This is a genomic window from Cupriavidus sp. FW306-01-F10A (assembly GCF_058782785.1).
In genome coordinates this window covers 1-17,943 of sequence record NZ_JBYSYA010000045.1, presented here as the reverse complement: position 1 = coordinate 17,943, position 17,943 = coordinate 1, and the positions used below count along the sequence as shown (strand labels likewise).

The window sequence follows — 17,943 nt, the reverse complement described above, 5'->3', positions numbered from 1 at the left end:
GTTTCGCGACGCCGGCACGGCGGTGCCGGCGCGGCGCCGGCGCCGCCAGCTCGACGCGCTCGAGGCGGTGCGCCCGCACCTGACCCGCCTCCCCACCCCCGCCGATCCGGTCGCCGGCTGGTTCGCGCCGCCGGTCGCGGCGCGGCTGGCCGCGGCGGGACTGGCAACGCTGGCCGACCTGCATGCGCACGTGATTGCGCGCGGCGTGCGCTGGTACCGGACCGTGCCGCGGGTCGGTGCGGTCACGGGCCGGCACGTCATCGCCTGGCTGACGGCCGAGGCGCCGGCGCTGGGTGCGATCGCGCCGGCGGCCCTGGTGCCGCGGCGCCGCGTGTCCGTGGCCACGCGCGCCGCGCTGCGTCCGCCCGCGGTCATGATCGCGCCGCTCGAGGCGCTGGCGTTGCCGGCCACCTGCGATGGCCGCATCGGCCACAACCGGCCGGGGCCCGGTGCAACCCCGCGCACCGCGGCGCAGACCGACCTGGACGCGATTCAGGCCTGGCTCGCCACGCGCGGGCCAGAAGGTAGTCCGACTGCACGCACTTACCGCTGCCATGGCGAGCGGCTCCTGCTGTGGGCGGTATTCGTGCGCGGCAGGGCGTTGTCAGACCTGACGGTCGAGGACTGCAGCGCCTACCTGGCCTTCCTGGCCGACCCGCAGCCGGCAGCGCAGTGGGTGGGCGCACGAGGCGTGCCGCGCTTTAGTTATGACTGGCGCCCGTTCGCCGGACCGCTGTCAGCGGTCAGCATCCAGCAGAGTTATATGGTGCTGAGCGGAATGTTCAACTGGCTGGTTGCGGCCCAATACCTGCGCTATAACCCCTTCGCGTTAATGCCCAAGCCCAAGACCTCGCGCAGCCGCATCCAGGTGTCGCGAAGCTTTACAAAGGCGCAGTGGGCGTTCCTGCAGCGCTGTGCGGCCGAACTGCCGGCCGAAGATCCGAGGAGCGTGCGGCTGCAATTTCTGCTGCGCTTTGCCTATGCGACCGGGCTGCGCATCGCCGAGCTGACGCGCGCCGCGGTCGGGGACCTGCACCACCATGACCTGCCGGACGATGCGCGTGGGAGCTGGGAACTGGTCTTCACGGGCAAGGGGACGGTCGAGCGCGAGGTCCACGTTTCGCATGCGGTGATCGCGGCGCTGCGCGATTACATGATGGCGCGCGGGCTAGGTGAGGCGTTCGAGCGGCTGCATCCGGCCACACCACTGATTGGCCGCGTCAAGTCCGACGGTCGCGCCGGAGCGCTGTCGGTCGGGCAACTGCATGCGATTTTCAAGCGATTCTTTGCGAGCGCCGCCCTCGCGTTTGAAGCGGACGATCCCGCAGGTGCCGCACGGCTCAAGATTGCGTCCGCACACTGGCTGCGCCACTCATTCGGCAATCACGCCGTCGCCCATGGCGTGGCGCTGGATGTAGTCCAGAGCCAGCTCGGCCATGCCTCACTGGCGACCACCTCGGTCTATGTGCGTGCCGACGCCGAGCGTCGCGCGCAGGAACTCGAGCGCGTGGGGATCTTCTAGCTCGCTTGAAAAAGCTCACTGAAAACATTAATGCTGCCACTGACGTGCGGGGGGACTTGTTCGTGCGCCAGCGGTCGCTTGATGGCTGCGACCGAAAAGAAAAAAGATGTTTTTTTCTTAAGCTGGTGTGGGCGAGTTGTCGAAAATCTCTTAGTTAATTACGATTTTAATGGATTGTCCTTGCTACACGCGAGTGATTGTCTGCCAGCCCCGCAATGGCGCCTCAAATAGCGGCAAACTTCCACGGCACAGTCGGGAAACCCAAATTGGGTTTACGAATGCCGACGAACGAACTAGAACTAAGCTACTGCGATTGGTCTACCGGGCGACCGTGACATGCAAGCGAGGCACCTGAGGCATCACGAAGCCAGTGTGGCGGTGCAGTGCGAATCCGTGTCAGCCCGGCCCCCAGCCGGAAGCGTGCACCGCGATACGACCCGGCGACCTTCTCACCGGGATGTGTCAACCCCCTGACCATAGTTAGCATGGCGGTCAATTGACTGACGGTAGCTTCACTTCGGCCGCGCGCAGGGTAAGGAGTTCCTATGCTCAAAGATGATGCCCTTGCGATTCTGCTGTCGCGTTGGGCTGTGACTGCTCATGGTCGCATCTTGATTGAGGCCGTTCGCACCCGAGACAATACCGAGTTAGCGCATTCGATTTCGGGCTGCGTCGAGTACGTGATCAGTGAAAAGATGCAGGGAACGGTAGCTGCTCCCGGTCGAAACGTGGGTGCGGCACTTGCGATGCTCTACGAGCACGATGCCAATGTCCTCGAATACTACTTCCAGCCATGGGCGCTTGATATCAAGACGCCAACGGTGGCGGGCAAGCCAGCAGTGCGTTGGCAGCATCGGCCCGAAGTGATGCTGATTCAGCAGCAGGGAGTTGTTGTTCAAGACTGGAAAGGGGAGGGGTTTCTTTTTCGACAACGTTGCGCATCGGGAAACTACTACAAGGATCCTGATCCGCCTTTCCGTTGGCACTGGCGTCCTCCCGAGGAAGCCTACAGTGACGTTGGCATCCACTATGAGATGCATAGTCTGGTAGAGATCCCGCACGTACTGGTCATGAATCTGAAGGATCTGGTTCGGTACAGGAGCTCGCCGCCGTTGCCCTTGAATATTCAGCACGACCTACGCAGTTTGCTTGACCGCGAAGTAGTGCTGACGTTTCGGCAACTAGTGGAGACTCATCACGTCGGCGCCGATACCATCAAGCACGCGATCGCCACGGGAGTGCTGTGTTGCGACTTAGTGCACGAGCGGCTGGATGGAATCAGTTCCTTCCACCTCTATCGTGATCGGAGCGCGCTACAGACATGCAGCTTATCGTTGCAGCTGCGCGATGTGCTACCGCTACCACCCCAGGATGGAGTGGTACCGGGGGCGTTGATCCAATTCAATGGGCAACCGTACTGGGTTGAATGCATCAGCGGTGACAGTGTACGGCTACGCGGCATCGGCGACGACATTAAGGAGCTGCCTTGCGCCGTGGTCGCCCACGCCGCTGCATCGCCTTCAGCCACGCTTCCGGACGGTTCCGTAAAGCCCGAGATTCGTCGGGCTCTGGCGCCTTTGAGTTCGGCCCGACTGGACGAAGGAATCGAGAAGCTGAACGCCGTGCGTAACGGGGTCAACATTCGCTCGGCGCGGCAAATGGCTCGCTATCGAGCTTTAGTGACGTTGTCGCTCACGGACACGGAGGCGGCCATCCGTCTGGCTGGCCAGACCAACAAGCGAGGCAATCGTACTCCGCGGTTGCCTGCAGACGTCGAAGCGTTTGCAGAGGATGTGACACGACACATCTATCGACGCGCGCCTGGCATTACGAAAATTGGCTGTTTTCAGCGCTATCAGGGCATCTGCCTCCGACTGCATCGAGTACCAATGAGCTATCCCTCGTTTTGCAATCGCGTTAAGCGATATCAAAATTTGGATAGTAAGCATGGGCGCCGCGCTGCGCTGGCGATGCAGCCCATCGTTGGTAGTCTCGATCCTGGCCAACTGCCACATGGATGGCTTCCCCATCAATGCGTCCACATTGACCACACGCCCGCCGACGCCGAGGTGATTGCGCCGAATGGGAACAATCTCGGGCGTCCCGTGATCACGTTGGCATATGACGCCTCTGTTCCTTGTGCCAGGGCGCTTTATATGTCATTTCGTCCCGCCTCGGCTCAATCGGTGCTAATGGTGCTGCGCGATTATGTGAGACGTTGGAGGAGGCTGCCGCAAACGGCGATCGTTGATGGCGGCTTGGACTTGCACGCAGCACCAATCCAGCGGTTCGCCGACTTGCATGGCATCACCTTCCGACGGCGCGCGAAAGATAGCCCACGACAAGGTGCACCCATCGAGACGCAAAACCGGGCGAGGGAGTGGCAGGTGGACCGACTCGTGACTGGCAATACGTCGCACCTGAAAAATGCGCGCGCCTATGCCGGCTATACCGATCCCAAGGACGTCGCGGAGGAATCGCTGGTTGGCCTATATCGTCGGTATGACGAGTACTTCTTCGTGCGCAAGTATGCGTGCGACGTCCATCCGGCGCTTGGCATCACTCCGAAAGAGTACGAGGCGAGATTGATTAGAGAGCGCGGCAGTCAACCGTTTCGCCCCGTCGCATTTGATGAGCATCTGCTTATCCAAACCGCCCCGCTGACACCGCATGCGGTCCATCTTGTGGATCCGCTACATGGCGTTTGGACTGGGTTCCGGTGGTATTGGCACGATGCTTTTCGGACGGCAAAGCGAGGCGAGAAGGCCATTCTTCGGATCGAGCCGTTTCACGCAGATATTGTCTACGCAGAATACCGGAACCAACTACTGGTAGCGGTCGCTCGTAACCTGGCGCCATTCCCAGGGAGGACCTCCTATCAATTGGAGCAAGCGCTGCGTCAGATGTACGAGGAGAACGGCCTACGTGCGCAGCGGTCGAGACTCACGTACGCGAAAGAGCGCGACGTCCTGTCATTAGAGGCGAGGCATTTCGACCCACTTATTGGCTTGCAAGAAGCAGAAATGCTGCGCCTGTACCTGCAATTGGGCATGGTGGCGTGCGTCAACTTGACAGATCGAACCGTTCATTGCGCGGATGCGGACGTGGTCGCTGAGTTGGAAAACACCATCCTTCAAGCAAAGGCTAAACCAGAGAAGCGGCATACCGACGGTCCACTTCCTGGTGCTGGAAGGCCGCCCTTCGATACCATACCCGAGCTGATCGTGGGCGAGGAAGCTCCAGTAGAAAGCGAGCATTTGGCTCTCCGAGACATCAATTGGAAGTCCGTGAAGGGATTGATCTAAGTGGAGGTGCGCATGGATGATAGCGTCTCTCTTGCTGATTTGTCGCCCGATGAAAGGTTTTCTCTATCTGATTACGACAAAGTCAGGTTATTTGGCGAGCTGAATGTAACTCATCATATCTTGGAAGGCGTCATTAATAGTATGGTGCATTTATTGTGCCCACACAATGGCATCCCTATTTTGGTGCTGGCTGGTGCCTCCGGCGTTGGAAAATCGTGCCTGTTAAAAAGCATCTTGCCGGGAATTGTGAGGCAAAAGGATTTTCGTAGGCCCGGGGGTATTGTCTATGTTGAGGCACCGGCAATAGGTGAGCAAAAAGTGAGATTAAAAGCGTTTTATGCGCTGATCTTACAAGCAGGAAAGGATGCGATGATAGATAAAAAGGTGGCATTTATAGTGGAGGATGGAAAGCTTAATGTAAAGTACTGCCATGGGCAGCCAACTGTTGATAATCTTCGTGATTGGGTAGTCGCTATGCTGAAGTATCGGCAACATCTCGCATTGGCCATCGACGAGGTGGTACATTTGCTTAAGTTTAGAGATGCGGAGTCAGTCCTAGACATGATCAAGGCTCTCGCGCACGATGACTGTCCTAAAATTGTAGTGGTCGGTGACTTCAATCTCACCGAGCGAGCTAGAACCTACGAGCAATACGTGAGGCGCGGACGAACCGTTTTCCTGTCGCGCTACGATTCTACTCTTGCTAAGCCAACGCGCGATGCTGGGAGACGGAAAAGGCAAGATGCGGTGCTCGATCAATTTTTGTCGATCCTAATGAAATTTAGGGCCTATTGGCCATGGAAGGATTGCTTAAATGTCGATGCCCATTGCCCGCAGCTTCTGTGGCAGAGTCTGGGAAATATCGGGTTACTGAAGCAGATTCTGTCGAGTTGTTTGGAGCTGCAGAATGATAGTAAGGGGAACTGGAGCGATAAATTCCTTCAACAAAGCTATTTGCCTGAAGCGCAGCGGTCGGAGTTGGAAACGTCTTTCAAGAAAGGGGAAGAGGAAATGAGAAAGTTTGATTGTTTGCGATCGCCAGCCAATTTTTTTGCGCGAGAGAAAAAGCCGTTGAGGTGACAAGATGCCGTCGCACTTCGCCGAACCCATCTCTGTCCTTTATTCGTTGCCGTGGATCGGGGTTGGTACGCTTCGAAGCGAATCATTGTGTAGCTACTTCTATCGCCTGGCCTTCGTGCATAGTGTCACGCCGAGCATCCTGTATAAGGAATATGTATCGCCGCGCTTAAAAGAGCTTGGATTCGGCTCGCACGTATGTTATCAGGTTCAGGAGGGCATTGCCCTTTCGGCGGACAGTGTGGCACTGAAATGTCTAACAGACACCTTAATAGAGCTTACTGGCATTAGCGAAGTTAAAGCGGCAAGTCTGCAAGGGCTCGCGGCATTGGTGGGTCACTATGGCCTGGGCAGTAAAGTGCGGCGCTATTGCCCCGAGTGCCTTGCGGCGCAGGAGTCTGGCTTGTATGGGCACGCCTTGTGGGATTTTCGGGTCGTGAACGCCTGTCCAATCCACGGCGTCCGACTTGTTCGGGACTTGTGTGGTGACCGTAGCGTAGTGTTGAGACCGACGCGCAAAGTGCTACTGCCGGGCGTCTGCAGACGGTGCGGAAGCATTGGTATGCGCTGCAATAACACTCTACCAAGTGCGGCCGAACCATTGGAGATTTGGGTCGCCCAGCAAATAGGAGACCTCGTTGCCTATGCTTCAAGCGGAGGGTTGTTGTCGCGAGAAGCGTTACAGAGGGGAATGATCAGTTGTTGCGATGGGTTCAGATCCAAAGCTGCTTTGGCGAGAAGCATCGGAATTTCGCCAAACGCACTTGGAGCGGCGATTCTCAATGCCGGGCAAAAGCCCGCTTTAGGGGTTCTGTTAGCCATTGCATCTCGATGTGGCGTGAGTCTTCTTAGTATCTTCCTTGGTCAGCCTGCCCTTGCCGCTGCGCCGGCGCAGACCTACACGCCGCCTACGCCGGTTCGGCCCACGTGGAAACTGGATCTGACGGGGTTAGATGAAAAAATCGGTCGCCTGGCTGCCAGTTATCGGACTATCACGTCGTCTTCCAATTCCGGCGCTTCAGTGTCGAAGGCGCTGGGTGTGAATCGCCGCTATCTGGCTTTACACCACCCCAAACTGTGGGCCGCCATCGTTGCTGCGCATGAGCACTACCGTGCGGGAGTGGTGGAGGCTAGCTACGCTCCCACACGGGAGATCGTGGCAATGGCGATCGATAGAGCGATTGAGTCGCACGTGCCTCTTACTGAACAGTCTGTTACCCGTGTCGTTCGCATGGAAAGCCGGAGTACGGGGGCGGTCATGGACCCATTTAAACTTAGAAAAGTGATTAGAAAGGCTCTTTGTGGCCTTAAAGCATAACGTGGCAAAATTTTTTGACAAGCATAACAAGGCGAAACTGCCACTTTATGGTTTCTTTCCCACCACCAGCCGTTGCTCTCCCACATACGTACTTTCACCTAATGCTGCAGCGCGACAATTCCTCTGCTACAATCAGGGAAAACCCCATGAGGGTAATCCCGAAAGGAAGGACGCCATGAACACCCAATCCGATATCAAGCTGACTGACCAACTCGAACGCGAACTGATCGACCGTGAACTCGGTACGCAAAGCCTGGGCTTCGCCCATGACGTGAAGCGCGCCATCGCCTTCGTCCAGAGCGCGATCGAGCGCCTGCAGACCCAGGCCCGCAAGGCCCACGTGGTCTACGCCAACGGCTAAAGAGTTGTTTGCAGCAGAGTAGTTGCGGCCCGTTGCGGGCTGCGTTGTAGAACCGGCCATACGTGCGCCCGCCCGGGCAGACGCGGCCGGTTTTGTTTTGCCCGCGGTTTTTGCGTGCTTTGTGAATAACTTTCGCAAGGCTTGCCAGACCTTTTCGTTTGGCCGGGGCCTGGCAGGGGGCTATCGTGGATGCCTTCGCAATACGCCTTTTCGACCATGCCCGCGCTTGTGCTGCTGTGCCTGCTGATCACCTATGTGGTCTGGGGCACGACCTACCTGGCGATCCGCTTTACGCTGGAGAGCTTTCCGCCGCTGTTCATGATGGGCACGCGCTTCCTTTGCGCGGGCCTGCTGCTGGCCGCCTGGCTGGCGTGGCGGGGCACGCCGATGCCGTCGTGGCGGCTGTTGCGCAACTGCGCGGTGCCGGCGCTGTTCCTGCTGGTGGGCGGCATGGGCCTGACCGCGATTGCCGAGCAGACGATTTCTTCCGGTGCCACCACGGTGATGATCGGGTCGATGCCGATCTTCGCGCTGGTCTGGAGTGCCTGCTTCGGCAGCCGGCCGAAATGGTATGAGTACGTGGCGATCGCGATCGGCAGCCTGGGCATCCTGGTGCTGACCGCGGGCGCGGAATTCCGCGTCAGTACCGGGGGCGTGGTGGCGCTGATGCTGGCAGTGGCGAGCTGGTCGTTCGGCTCGCAGCTGGCGCGCCGCCTGGAGCTGCCCCAGGGTGCCGCGGCATTTGCCGCGGAGATGCTGATCGGCGGCGCGGTGCTGATGGTGCTGTCGGCGCTGCGGCAGGAGCCGTGGCCGGCATCGGTCAGCGCGCAGGCCGGCTGGGCCTGGGTCTACCTGGTGGTGGCGGGGTCGCTGGTGGCGTTTTCTGCCTATATGTACCTGGTGTCCACGGTCAGCCAGACGCTGTCGGCCAGCTATGTCTATGTGAACCCGCCGGTGGCGCTGGCGATGGGTGCATGGCTGGGCGGCGAGCAGATCGCGCCGCAGACGCTGGGTGCGGTGATGCTGATCCTGGTGGCGCTGGCCGTGCTCAGCCTGGGCACGCTGCGCACGGCGCGGGCCCAGGCGGCCTGATACTGCCGGCTGCTGCCGGGCAGATCAACTGCCCGACTGTTCCTGGATCCAGAGCGACAGCCGCACCTTGTAGGCCTGCTGGATATGCCGGCGTGCGATCTGTTCCGCCAGCGCCGGGTCGCGCTGTTCGAGCGCCTCCACCAGCGCGATATGTTCCTCGTACGAGCTGCGCGCGCGTCCCGGCACTGAGAGCGTAGTGCGCCCCAGCAGCGCCATCGACTCATGCAGCGAGCGCAGGTTCTTCAGCAGGTAGCGGTTATGCGCGCAGCGGTGCAGGGTTTCGTGGAACAGGCGGTTGTTCTGCGCCAGCCGGTCCGGGTCGTCGGCGAACGCCAGGTCGCGCTCGACGATATCGCGCAGCAGCGAGATCTCCACATCGGTGGCGTGGCGCGCGGCCAGCGCGGCGGCGGTGCCTTCCAGCACTTCGCGCATCACGTACAGCTCGCTGACCATGCTGGCGTCGAGCTGGGTGACCATCATGCCGCGGTTGGGCTCGTTGACGACCAGCCCTTCGGACTCCAGCCGCGACAGCGCTTCACGCACCGGCGTGCGCGACAGGCCCAGGGATTCGGCCAGTTCCACCTCGCGCAGCCGCGTCCCGGGGGACAGCTGGCCGGCCTGGATGGCGGCGCGCAGTTGCTGGTAGGCGCGCTCTGAGCGCGGAAGCGATGCGGCCTGGCCACTCTCGGCGGCGCCGGCGAACTCTTGAGAAATCATGTGAGGCTGGCTGATGCGGTTGGACTGTCGTAGCCAGCCATCATACCCGCTCGTGCGCGCCTGACATCACGGCGACGCAATATGGTGTAAAGGGCCCGGCGCGTGGCCGTGCCTTGCGCCTTAGCCCGCCGGCGACTGGAACGGGTGGTATTGGTAGAGCCAGGTCTCGGACAGCGGCTTGCCGTTCATCCTCAGGAACAGGCGGATATCGACCGGCTGGTTGCCGTCGGCGGTCAGGTCGAACTGGGCACGCCAGTGGCCCGGCACACCGTTGGGAACGGCCTCGGTGAAGACGTAGGAGAAGGTGCCGCGCGAGGCGGTCAGCACGGCCTCGGGTTTGACGCCGAAGGGCAGCTTCTCCAGCGGCGCGCCCTTGAACTCGACCATGAACTTGCGTACGCCCTTGGGCCGCGGCTGGCCCGGCTGGCCGCCATTGCCCAGGCGCGTGGCCACGCAGCGCGCCAGCGGCGACGGAAAGGGCTCGTCGGCCTGCCAGTGCAGCCGGTAGCGCAGGCGGTAGGTGCTGCCGGCCTTGGCCGGGGCCTTGGGCACCCACATGGCGACGATGTTGTCGTGGATCTCGTCATCGGTGCGCAGCTCGACCAGTTGCACCGAACCGGCGCCCCAGCCGTCGCGCGGCTCGACCCACAGGCTCGGGCGGCGCTCATAGTTGACGCCGTCCTGGTAGTGGTCGAACAGGCGGTCGCGCTGCAGCAACCCGAAGCCCTTGGGGTTATCGTCGGAAAACGCCGAGGCCGTGGTCTGCGGTGGGTTGTTCAACGGGCGCCAGATATGCTCGCCGGCGCCGTTCCACAGCGCCAGGCCGTCGGAATCATGCACCTCCGGGCGCCAGTCGACGGCGGTGCCCTTGATGCCTTCGGAGAACCAGAACATCGAGGTCAGCGGCGCCAGCCCCAGCCGGCCCACATCCTTGCGCAGGAACAGCGCGCACTCCACATCCATGATCACGGCCTTGCCACGCTGCATGACGAAGCGGTAGGCGCCGGCGATGCTGGGGCCATCCAGCAGGGCGTAGACCGTGACGGTATCGCCATTGCCCTCGGGGGTCTCGAACCAGAAATGGGTGAAGGCCGGGAATTCCTCGGACTTGCCGGCTTCGGCCACGTCGATGGCGATGCCGCGCGCGGACAGCCCGTACTGGTACAGGTCGCCGATGGCGCGGAAATACGACGCGCCGAGGAAGGCAACCCAGTCGTTCTTGCGCCAGTCGCGTGTCTTCTGGTCGCCGAGGCGGCTTTCCTGGAAGCGGAACCCGGCAAAGCCGCTGCCCGGCGGCAGCTTGTGCGCGGGGCTGTCGGCCGGCATGTCGAAGTAGGCGTCGTCGTAGACGATCTCGCGGGTCTTGCCAGGGCCGCCCTTGGCGCGTTCGATCACGTGCATGCGCACCGGCGTGCGGAAGTACGTGCCGAGGTGGAAGAAGGTGGCCGGGAACTGGCCGGGGCCACTGGCAAAGAGCGCGTCGTCGGTGCGGAAGCGGATCTTGCCGTGGGCGTCGTAGTCGATGCGGGACAGCACGTCCGCGGGCGGCGACGCCGGCGGCGCGTAGGGCTTGCCGGCCAGCGCGCGGGCGCGTTCGATCAGGGCGTCGAAACCGAATGGCTGGGCGTCGCCGAGCTTGATCCGGCTGGCTGCCAGCACCGACGGGGTAATGCCCAGTGCGGCGAGCGCGGCGGAGGCAGTGGCTGAGACCAGCAGGGTTCGGCGGTTCATCATGTGGCGAAAGCGTCCTTTTATTGTCCGGGGGTTGTGCAGAACTGTAAGAGACGCCGCCGTCAGCGAAAAGTTCGGACACCCTCTGTTACAGGCGGCCGCCCGCAGCCCGGCTGCAAGCGGCCGCCGCCGCACATCAGGCCTGCCCGCTGGCCCGGCGCCGCTGGCGCCGTTGCCGCGCCAGCATGTTCAGCCCCTCGACCGCTGCCGAGAACGCCATCGCCGTATAGATATAGCCCTTGGGCACATGGGTGCCGAGGCCCTCCGCGATCAGCGTCATGCCGATCATCATCAGGAAGGCCAGCGCCAGCATCACGATGGTCGGGTTGCGGTTGATAAAGTTGGCCAGCGGCGTGGCCGCGAACAGCATCGCCATCACCGCGGCGATCACCGCCACGAACATGATCTGCACATGCTCGGTCATGCCGACCGCGGTGATGATGCTGTCGATCGAGAACACCAGGTCCAGCACCAGGATCTGGCCGATGGCCGAGGCAAAGCTCTGCACCGCCTTGGCCGTGCCGCCTTCCTCGCCTTCTTCGGCGGCGGTGACGTGGTGGTGGATTTCGCGCGTGGCCTTCCAGACCAGGAAGGCGCCGCCCGCGATCAGGATGATGTCGCGCCACGACAGCCCCTGGCCCAGGATGGTGAACACCGGCTCGGTGAGCTTGACGATGAAGGCGATGGTGGCGAGCAGGCCCAGGCGCATCACCAGCGCCAGGCTGATGCCGATCTTGCGCGCCTTCTCGCGCATGGCTTCAGGCAGCTTGTTGGTCAGGATCGAGATGAAGATCAGGTTGTCGATCCCCAGCACGATTTCCATGGCCACCAGCGTGGCCAGTGCCGCCCACGCGGCGGGATCCTGCAGCAATGCCAACGACGCTTCCATGAGAGCTCCGGGTGTCAGGTTCCAGGCTGGCGCCGGACGGTGGTCCGCCCGGGGCACATGCAGGCGTCATGTTAGCGCAGCGCCGCTTGCCCGCGCAGTGTGATCCGGAAAGATAAAGGTTGTTTGACGCGGTTGCCATGTGCCTCGATGGAATATAGTATGTGATATATCAAAAGATCCAAATCGAGCCATCAAGGAGACAGCAATGAAAGTGTGTATCTACGGCGCAGGCGCGATCGGCGGCTATGTCGGGGCGCAGCTTGCGCGCGCGGGGGCGGAGGTCAGCTTCGTCGCGCGTGGCCCCCATCTCGCGGCGATGCAGGAACATGGTGTCAGGCTGCTGATCGACGGCGAGGAGCGCGTGGCCAAGGTGCGCTGCACCAGCGATCCGCGCGAGCTCGGACACCAGGACTATGTGTTCATCACCCTCAAGGCGCATTCCGTGCCGGGCGTGGTGGACCAGATGCAGCCGCTGCTGGGGCCGGAAACCGCGGTCGTCACCGGCGTCAACGGCATTCCGTACTGGTACTTCTACAAGCATGGCGGCGAGCTGGCCGGCAGCACGCTGGAAAGCGTCGATCCCGGCGGGCGCCAATGGAAAGGCCTGGGGCCGGAGCGGGCGATCGGCTGCGTGGTCTATCCCGCGGCTGAGATCGTTGCGCCCGGCGTGATCAAGCATGTCTACGGCAAGAAGTTTCCGCTGGGCGAGCCGGATGGCAGCCGCTCGGCGCGCGTGACCCGGCTCAGCGAAATGATGATGGCCGCCGACCTGGACGCCCCGGTGCGCGACAATATCCGCGACGAGATCTGGCTCAAGCTGTGGGGCAACCTGTGCTTCAACCCGATCAGCGCGCTCACGCATGCCACGCTCGACGTCATCACCGCCGACCCGGCCACGCGGGCGCTGTCGCGCCAGATGATGGTTGAGGCGCAAGGCATCGCCGAGCGTTTCGGGGTGAAATTCCGCGTCGACGTGGAGCGGCGCATCGACGGCGCCGGTGCCGTGGGCGCGCACAAGACCTCGATGCTGCAGGACCTGGAGGCCGGGCGGGCCATGGAAATCGACCCGCTGCTGACCGTGGTGCAGGAAATGGGACGTCTGGTTGCGCAGCCCACGCCGATGTGCGATGCCGTGCTGGGTCTGATCAAGCAGCGCGACACGATGGCCAAGCTGGCCGCCTGAGCGCGGCTGGGAACAGGGGATACCGCGGGTCAGGTATCCCCTGGCGCACGCCAGGCGCGCCAAGATAGCGTGAGCCGGGCTTGCGAAGCGAGAAAGGCAGGGCGATAGTGATATACCATATACGACAGACCGCGCACCGCTACTGTGCCGATGCATGACAACAACGCATTGTTTGATGCGTTTTCGTAATGGGTCCGGCGTTTTTGCTAAGCTGTGCGGCAATGCGGGGGGCAGCCATTCCGGCCACCCTGCCGCTGGTCTCACACGAGCTCATTCATGTCTGCGCAAAGCCAATCCATCGTCCAGCCCAACGGGCTGGCCTTGTCCGTGCAACCGATCAATGCCGGCGCGAGCCTGCGCGACCAGGCCTACGCCATGTTGCGCCAGGCCATCGCCGACGCTGACATCTACCAGTCGCGCGACGAGATCCGCCTCGATGAGCGGGTTCTGAGCGAGGCCATGGGTGTCAGCCGCACACCCATCCGCGAAGCCATGACGCTGCTGGAGCAGGAGGGCTTCCTGCGCACCGTGCCCCGGCGCGGCATCTACATCATGCGCAAGACCAAGCGCGAGATCGTGGAGATGATCCAGATGTGGGCCGCGCTGGAAAGCATGGCCGCGCGGCTGGCCACCGAGAACGCCACCGATGCCGAGATCGCGCAGCTGCGCAGCATGTTCGACAGCTTCCGTGATTCCACTCCGGCCGAGCATATCGAAGAGTATTCGGACGCCAATATCGCGTTCCACCAGGCGATCGTGCAGCTGTCCAAGTCGCAGATCATCATGGACACGATCCGCAATATCTTTATCCACGTGCGCGCGATCCGGAAGATGACGATCTCGCAGAGCGACCGGGCGGCACGTTCGATCGTGGACCACCTGCGCATCATCGAGGCGCTGGAGAAACGCGATACCGAGCTGGCCGAGCGGCTGGTGCGGCAGCATTCGCTGGATCTGGCTGACTACGTGGAACGGCACTGCGACTTCCTCGACTGAAGGCGGGCGGGGGTAGGGCGGCAAAACGGCGGACCTTGGTCCGCCGTTTTGCTTTTGTGCGTTCCCGGATGACGCGCGAGCTTTTCGTGTTGTGGTATGTGATATATCAATGTGAAAAAGATGCTGGCTGACTGATTCGGGATTTGACTGGGTTTCCCACTTCGGGCAAGCAAAACAGGTCGATTGCTGCATTGCATCGTCGAAATTTGTGTTGCATCGGGCAAACTCCTCTTGCTCTCTTCTGATATATCACATACCGTATGTCATCAAGAGGGCCGGAACGGACGCGAGCGAGTACGCGCCGAGCACCAGGAACAGACCATATACAAGTGAAACCATCGTCCGAGGAGACATCCGAAATGGAAACCAAGGCACTGCAAGGCGTTCGCATCCTGGATATGACCCACGTCCAGGCGGGCCCCTCGGCCACGCAGCTGATGGCGTGGCTGGGCGCGGACGTGATCAAGGTGGAAATGCCCGGCCGCGGGGACATCACCCGCAGCCAGCTGCGCGACGTGCCCAACGCCGACAGCCTGTACTTCACCATGCTCAACAGCAACAAGCGCAGCCTGACGCTGAACATGAAGACGCCCGAAGGCAAGGCGCTGCTCGAAGACCTGGTCCAGCGCAGCGACGTGCTGATCGAGAACTTCGGGCCGGGCGTGCTCGAGCGCGCGGGCTTTGACTGGGACCACCTGCAGGACCTGAACCCGCGGCTGGTCTATGCCTCGATCAAGGGCTTCGGCCCGGGGCCGTACGCGGACTGCAAGGCGTATGAGAACGTGGCCCAGTGCATGGGCGGTTCGGCCTCCACCACGGGCGATGCCGAGGGCGTGCCCACTGTCACCGGCGCGCAGATCGGTGATTCGGGCACGGGCGTGCATTGCGTGGTCGGCATCCTGGCCGCGCTGCTGCAGCGCGAGCACACCGGCCGCGGCCAGCGCGTGGAAGTGGCGATGCAGGACGCGGTGCTGAACCTGTGCCGCGTCAAGCTGCGCGACCAGCAGCGCCTGGCCAACGGCCCGCTGCGCGAGTACCCGAACGAAGAGTTCGGCGACCACGTGCCGCGCGCCGGCAATGCCTCGGGCGGCGGCCAGCCGGGCGCGGCGCTGCGCTGCGCGCCGGGCGGCCCCAACGACTATGTCTACGTCATCATCCAGCCGCAAGGCTGGGAGCCGCTGATGCGCCTGTGCGGGCGCGAGGACCTGATCACCAATCCGGACTACGCCACGCCAGAAGCACGCCTCAAGCACCTGGCCGACTGCTTCGCCGTGATCGAGAAATGGACCGGTGGCCGCAGCAAGTTCGACGTGATGGCGGCGCTCAACGAGGTCGATGTGCCGTGCGGCCCGATCCTGTCGATGAAGGACCTGATCGAGGACGAGTCGCTGTACCAGCGCGGCTACCTGAAGGAGCTGGAGCACCCGCAGCGCGGCAGCTACGTGCAGCTGGGCTGCCCGATCACGCTCTCGGCATCGCCGGTGGAGATCGAGCGTTCGCCGCTGCTGGGCGAGCATACCGAAGAGATTCTCGAGTGGCTGGGGCGCTCGCCCGCGCAGATCGCCGCGATGAAGCTGGCCGGCGCGGTATGACGCAAGCCTGACGTCATTCCCGCCTGTGCGGGAATGACGAATCCGGGCGCGAGCCGCCCACGATCCCATTTCTTCCAAGATCCTGCAACCGACATCGGAGCAGGCAGGGCCCCGCTTTGCCTGCGCAAGGAGCATGCTGTGCAAACCTGGATACGCTTTCGCCGCGCTGACGGCAGCATCGGCCATGGCCGCATCGACGAAGCCGATGGCAACCGTGTCGTCGAATATGACGGCGACGGTTTCAACGACCCCGCCCCTACCGGCGCCGTGCATGAGCGCGCGTCGCTGACGCTGCTCGCGCCCTGTGCGCCGGGCAAGGTGGTGGCGTTGTGGAACAACTTCCACGCACTCGCGCGCAAGCTGGAAAAGCCCGTGCCTACGCACCCGCTGTTCCTGCTCAAGCCGGCCTCGTCGCTGGCCGGGCCGGGCGATGCGGTGCAGCGCCCCAAGAGCTACGACGGCAAGATCGTCTATGAGGGCGAGCTGGGCATCGTGATCGGCAGCAAGGCGCGCAATGTGTCGGTGGCCGAGGCCGGCGCGCATATCTTCGGTTATACCGTCGTCAACGACGTGACCGCGGCCGAGCTGATCACGGCCGACCCCAACTTCCCGCAGTGGACGCGCGCCAAGGGCTTCGACACCTTCGGCTGCATCGGCCCGGCCATTGTCTGCGGCTTCAACTGGAAGGCCGCCAGCGTCATCACGCGGCTCGATGGCGTGGAGCGGCAGAACTACCCGCTGTCGGACATGATCTTCTCGCCCGAGGAACAGGTCAGCCGGATCTCGCAGGACCTGACGCTGATGCCCGGCGACGTGATTGCGTGCGGCACCTCGATCGGCGTGGGATCGATGAAGGACGGTGCGGTGGTCGAGGTGGCGATCGCGGGCATCGGCTCGCTGGTCAACCACGTGCGCGGCTGAGCCGGCGCCCGATTCCTTCCATAAAACGGTGAATGCCATGCCAATGACGATCGGTGTGCCACGCGAAGTCCACCCGGGCGAGCGGCGCGTTGCCGCCACGCCCGACTCGGTCAGGGAACTGCTCAAGCTCGGCTATCAGGTGGTGGTGGAGAGCGGCGCCGGCCAGGAAGCGTCGTTCTCCGACGCTGACTACAGCGCCGCCGGTGCGGCCATTGTCGACGCGGCCAGCCTGTGGGCCTCGGTCGACGTGGTGATCAAGGTGCGCCCGCCGCAGGTCCATCCCAGCCTGGGCGTGGAAGAGGCGGCGCTGCTGAAGAAGCATGCCACGCTGATCGGCTTTGTCTGGCCGGCGCAGCAAATGGCGATGCTGGAGCGGCTGACGCAGCGCGGCGCAACCGTGCTGGCGATGGACTGCGTGCCGCGCATCTCGCGCGCGCAGAAACTCGATGCGCTCAGCTCGATGGCCAATATGGCTGGCTACCGCGCGGTGATCGAAGCCGCGCATGCGTTCGGGCGGCCCTTTGCCGGGCAGATCACGGCAGCGGGCAAGATCCCGCCGGCGCGCGTGCTGGTGATCGGCGCGGGCGTGGCGGGGCTGGCGGCGATCGGCGCGGCGCGCAGCCTGGGTGCGGTGGTGCGCGCCTTCGATACGCGACCGGTGGTGCGCCAGCAGATCGAAAGCCTGGGCGCCGAGTTCCTGACCGTCGAGATCGAAGAGGACGGCAGCGGCAGCGGCGGCTATGCCAAGGAGATGAGCCCGGCTTTTATCGAAGCCGAGATGCGTCTCTTTGCCGAACAGGCGCGCGAGGTCGACATCATCATCACCACCGCGCTGATCCCGGGCAGGCCCGCGCCCAAGCTGCTCGAGGCCGGCACGGTGGGCCTGATGCGCGCCGGCAGCGTGGTGGTCGACCTGGCTGCTGAGCAGGGTGGCAACTGCGTGCTGACCGTGCCGGGCGAGGCGGTGCGGCAGCACGGCGTCACCATCATCGGCTACACCGACCTGCCCAGCCGCATGGCGGCGCAGGCCAGCCAGCTCTATGGCACCAATATCCGCCACCTGCTGACGGAGCTGACGCCGGGCAAGGACGGCCAGCTCGTGGTCGACATGGACGACGAGATGATCCGCGGCGCCACGGTGCTGCACCAGGGCACGGTGACCTGGCCACCGCCGCCGCTGACGGTGGCGATCCCGCAGCAGCAGGCGCCGGCCGCGCCGCCGCCGGTGCAGGCCGAGGC

Annotated in this window: 14 protein-coding genes; 11 read left to right on the top strand and 3 right to left on the bottom strand. The window is 62.9% G+C overall.

Going from position 1 to position 17,943, the window contains the following annotated elements:
- From AC3WLF_RS31080 to AC3WLF_RS31055, 6 genes are all read left to right on the top strand, one after another.
- The coding region (locus AC3WLF_RS31080) for a site-specific integrase (protein ID WP_492359298.1) at nt 1–1,522 on the top strand (1,522 nt) is incomplete at its 5' end.
- Nucleotides 1,523–2,067: 545 nt separating this feature from the next.
- Entirely contained in the window at nt 2,068–4,827 is a 2,760-nt protein-coding gene (locus tag AC3WLF_RS31075; RefSeq protein ID WP_492359297.1) for a TnsB C-terminal domain-containing protein, read from the top strand.
- Nucleotides 4,828–4,839: 12 nt separating this feature from the next.
- A complete protein-coding gene (locus tag AC3WLF_RS31070) occupies nt 4,840–5,907 on the top strand; it encodes a TniB family NTP-binding protein (protein ID WP_492359296.1) in 1,068 nt (355 codons plus the stop codon).
- A gap of 4 nt (nt 5,908–5,911) precedes the next feature.
- The gene (locus AC3WLF_RS31065; protein WP_492359295.1) at nt 5,912–7,222 is read left to right on the top strand and encodes a TniQ family protein; all 1,311 of its coding nucleotides are present in this window, start codon (nt 5,912–5,914) and stop codon (nt 7,220–7,222) included.
- Nucleotides 7,223–7,397: 175 nt separating this feature from the next.
- On the top strand, nt 7,398–7,583 hold the full coding sequence (locus AC3WLF_RS31060; RefSeq protein WP_010810228.1) for a hypothetical protein: 186 nt from the start codon (nt 7,398–7,400) through the stop codon (nt 7,581–7,583).
- A 216-nt stretch (nt 7,584–7,799) separates the two neighbouring features.
- Nucleotides 7,800–8,675 carry an EamA family transporter gene (locus AC3WLF_RS31055; RefSeq protein WP_492359299.1) on the top strand — a complete coding sequence of 292 codons (876 nt, stop codon included), beginning with the start codon at nt 7,800–7,802 and terminating at the stop codon, nt 8,673–8,675.
- A 24-nt stretch (nt 8,676–8,699) separates the two neighbouring features.
- On the opposite strand, the gene AC3WLF_RS31050 is transcribed toward AC3WLF_RS31055, so the two are convergent.
- The 3 genes from AC3WLF_RS31050 to AC3WLF_RS31040 form a co-directional block, all read right to left on the bottom strand.
- On the bottom strand, nt 8,700–9,392 hold the full coding sequence (locus AC3WLF_RS31050) for a GntR family transcriptional regulator (protein WP_492319545.1): 693 nt from the start codon (nt 9,390–9,392) through the stop codon (nt 8,700–8,702).
- A 120-nt stretch (nt 9,393–9,512) separates the two neighbouring features.
- On the bottom strand, nt 9,513–11,126 hold the full coding sequence (locus AC3WLF_RS31045; RefSeq protein WP_492319546.1) for an OpgD/OpgG family glucan biosynthesis protein: 1,614 nt from the start codon (nt 11,124–11,126) through the stop codon (nt 9,513–9,515).
- A 133-nt stretch (nt 11,127–11,259) separates the two neighbouring features.
- Complete coding sequence (locus tag AC3WLF_RS31040; protein WP_492319547.1) at nt 11,260–12,012, bottom strand: TerC family protein; 753 nt, start codon at nt 12,010–12,012, stop codon at nt 11,260–11,262.
- A 205-nt stretch (nt 12,013–12,217) separates the two neighbouring features.
- On the opposite strand from AC3WLF_RS31040, the gene AC3WLF_RS31035 reads away from it, so the two are divergent.
- The 5 genes from AC3WLF_RS31035 to AC3WLF_RS31015 all read left to right on the top strand — a co-directional run.
- The gene (locus tag AC3WLF_RS31035) at nt 12,218–13,195 is read left to right on the top strand and encodes a 2-dehydropantoate 2-reductase (protein WP_035818877.1); all 978 of its coding nucleotides are present in this window, start codon (nt 12,218–12,220) and stop codon (nt 13,193–13,195) included.
- Between the two features lie 276 nt (nt 13,196–13,471).
- The gene (locus AC3WLF_RS31030) at nt 13,472–14,191 is read left to right on the top strand and encodes a GntR family transcriptional regulator (RefSeq protein ID WP_010810222.1); all 720 of its coding nucleotides are present in this window, start codon (nt 13,472–13,474) and stop codon (nt 14,189–14,191) included.
- A gap of 359 nt (nt 14,192–14,550) precedes the next feature.
- Nucleotides 14,551–15,783 carry a formyl-CoA transferase gene (frc, locus tag AC3WLF_RS31025; RefSeq protein ID WP_010810221.1) on the top strand — a complete coding sequence of 411 codons (1,233 nt, stop codon included), beginning with the start codon at nt 14,551–14,553 and terminating at the stop codon, nt 15,781–15,783.
- Nucleotides 15,784–15,921: 138 nt separating this feature from the next.
- Complete coding sequence (locus AC3WLF_RS31020; RefSeq protein WP_010810220.1) at nt 15,922–16,704, top strand: fumarylacetoacetate hydrolase family protein; 783 nt, start codon at nt 15,922–15,924, stop codon at nt 16,702–16,704.
- A gap of 37 nt (nt 16,705–16,741) precedes the next feature.
- Nucleotides 16,742–17,943: Re/Si-specific NAD(P)(+) transhydrogenase subunit alpha (locus tag AC3WLF_RS31015; protein WP_492359294.1), on the top strand; the 1,202-nt coding region annotated here is incomplete at its 3' end.

Coding starts and splice junctions, on each gene's coding strand:
- AC3WLF_RS31055 (WP_492359299.1), top strand. CDS start 7,800: ATGCCCGCGCTTGTGCTGCTGTGCCTGCTGATCACCTATGTGGTCTGG.
- frc (WP_010810221.1), top strand. CDS start 14,551: ATGGAAACCAAGGCACTGCAAGGCGTTCGCATCCTGGATATGACCCAC.
- AC3WLF_RS31075 (WP_492359297.1), top strand. CDS start 2,068: ATGCTCAAAGATGATGCCCTTGCGATTCTGCTGTCGCGTTGGGCTGTG.
- AC3WLF_RS31050 (WP_492319545.1), bottom strand. CDS start 9,392: ATGATTTCTCAAGAGTTCGCCGGCGCCGCCGAGAGTGGCCAGGCCGCA.
- AC3WLF_RS31065 (WP_492359295.1), top strand. CDS start 5,912: ATGCCGTCGCACTTCGCCGAACCCATCTCTGTCCTTTATTCGTTGCCG.
- AC3WLF_RS31060 (WP_010810228.1), top strand. CDS start 7,398: ATGAACACCCAATCCGATATCAAGCTGACTGACCAACTCGAACGCGAA.
- AC3WLF_RS31070 (WP_492359296.1), top strand. CDS start 4,840: ATGGATGATAGCGTCTCTCTTGCTGATTTGTCGCCCGATGAAAGGTTT.
- AC3WLF_RS31045 (WP_492319546.1), bottom strand. CDS start 11,126: ATGATGAACCGCCGAACCCTGCTGGTCTCAGCCACTGCCTCCGCCGCG.
- AC3WLF_RS31035 (WP_035818877.1), top strand. CDS start 12,218: ATGAAAGTGTGTATCTACGGCGCAGGCGCGATCGGCGGCTATGTCGGG.
- AC3WLF_RS31040 (WP_492319547.1), bottom strand. CDS start 12,012: ATGGAAGCGTCGTTGGCATTGCTGCAGGATCCCGCCGCGTGGGCGGCA.
- AC3WLF_RS31030 (WP_010810222.1), top strand. CDS start 13,472: ATGTCTGCGCAAAGCCAATCCATCGTCCAGCCCAACGGGCTGGCCTTG.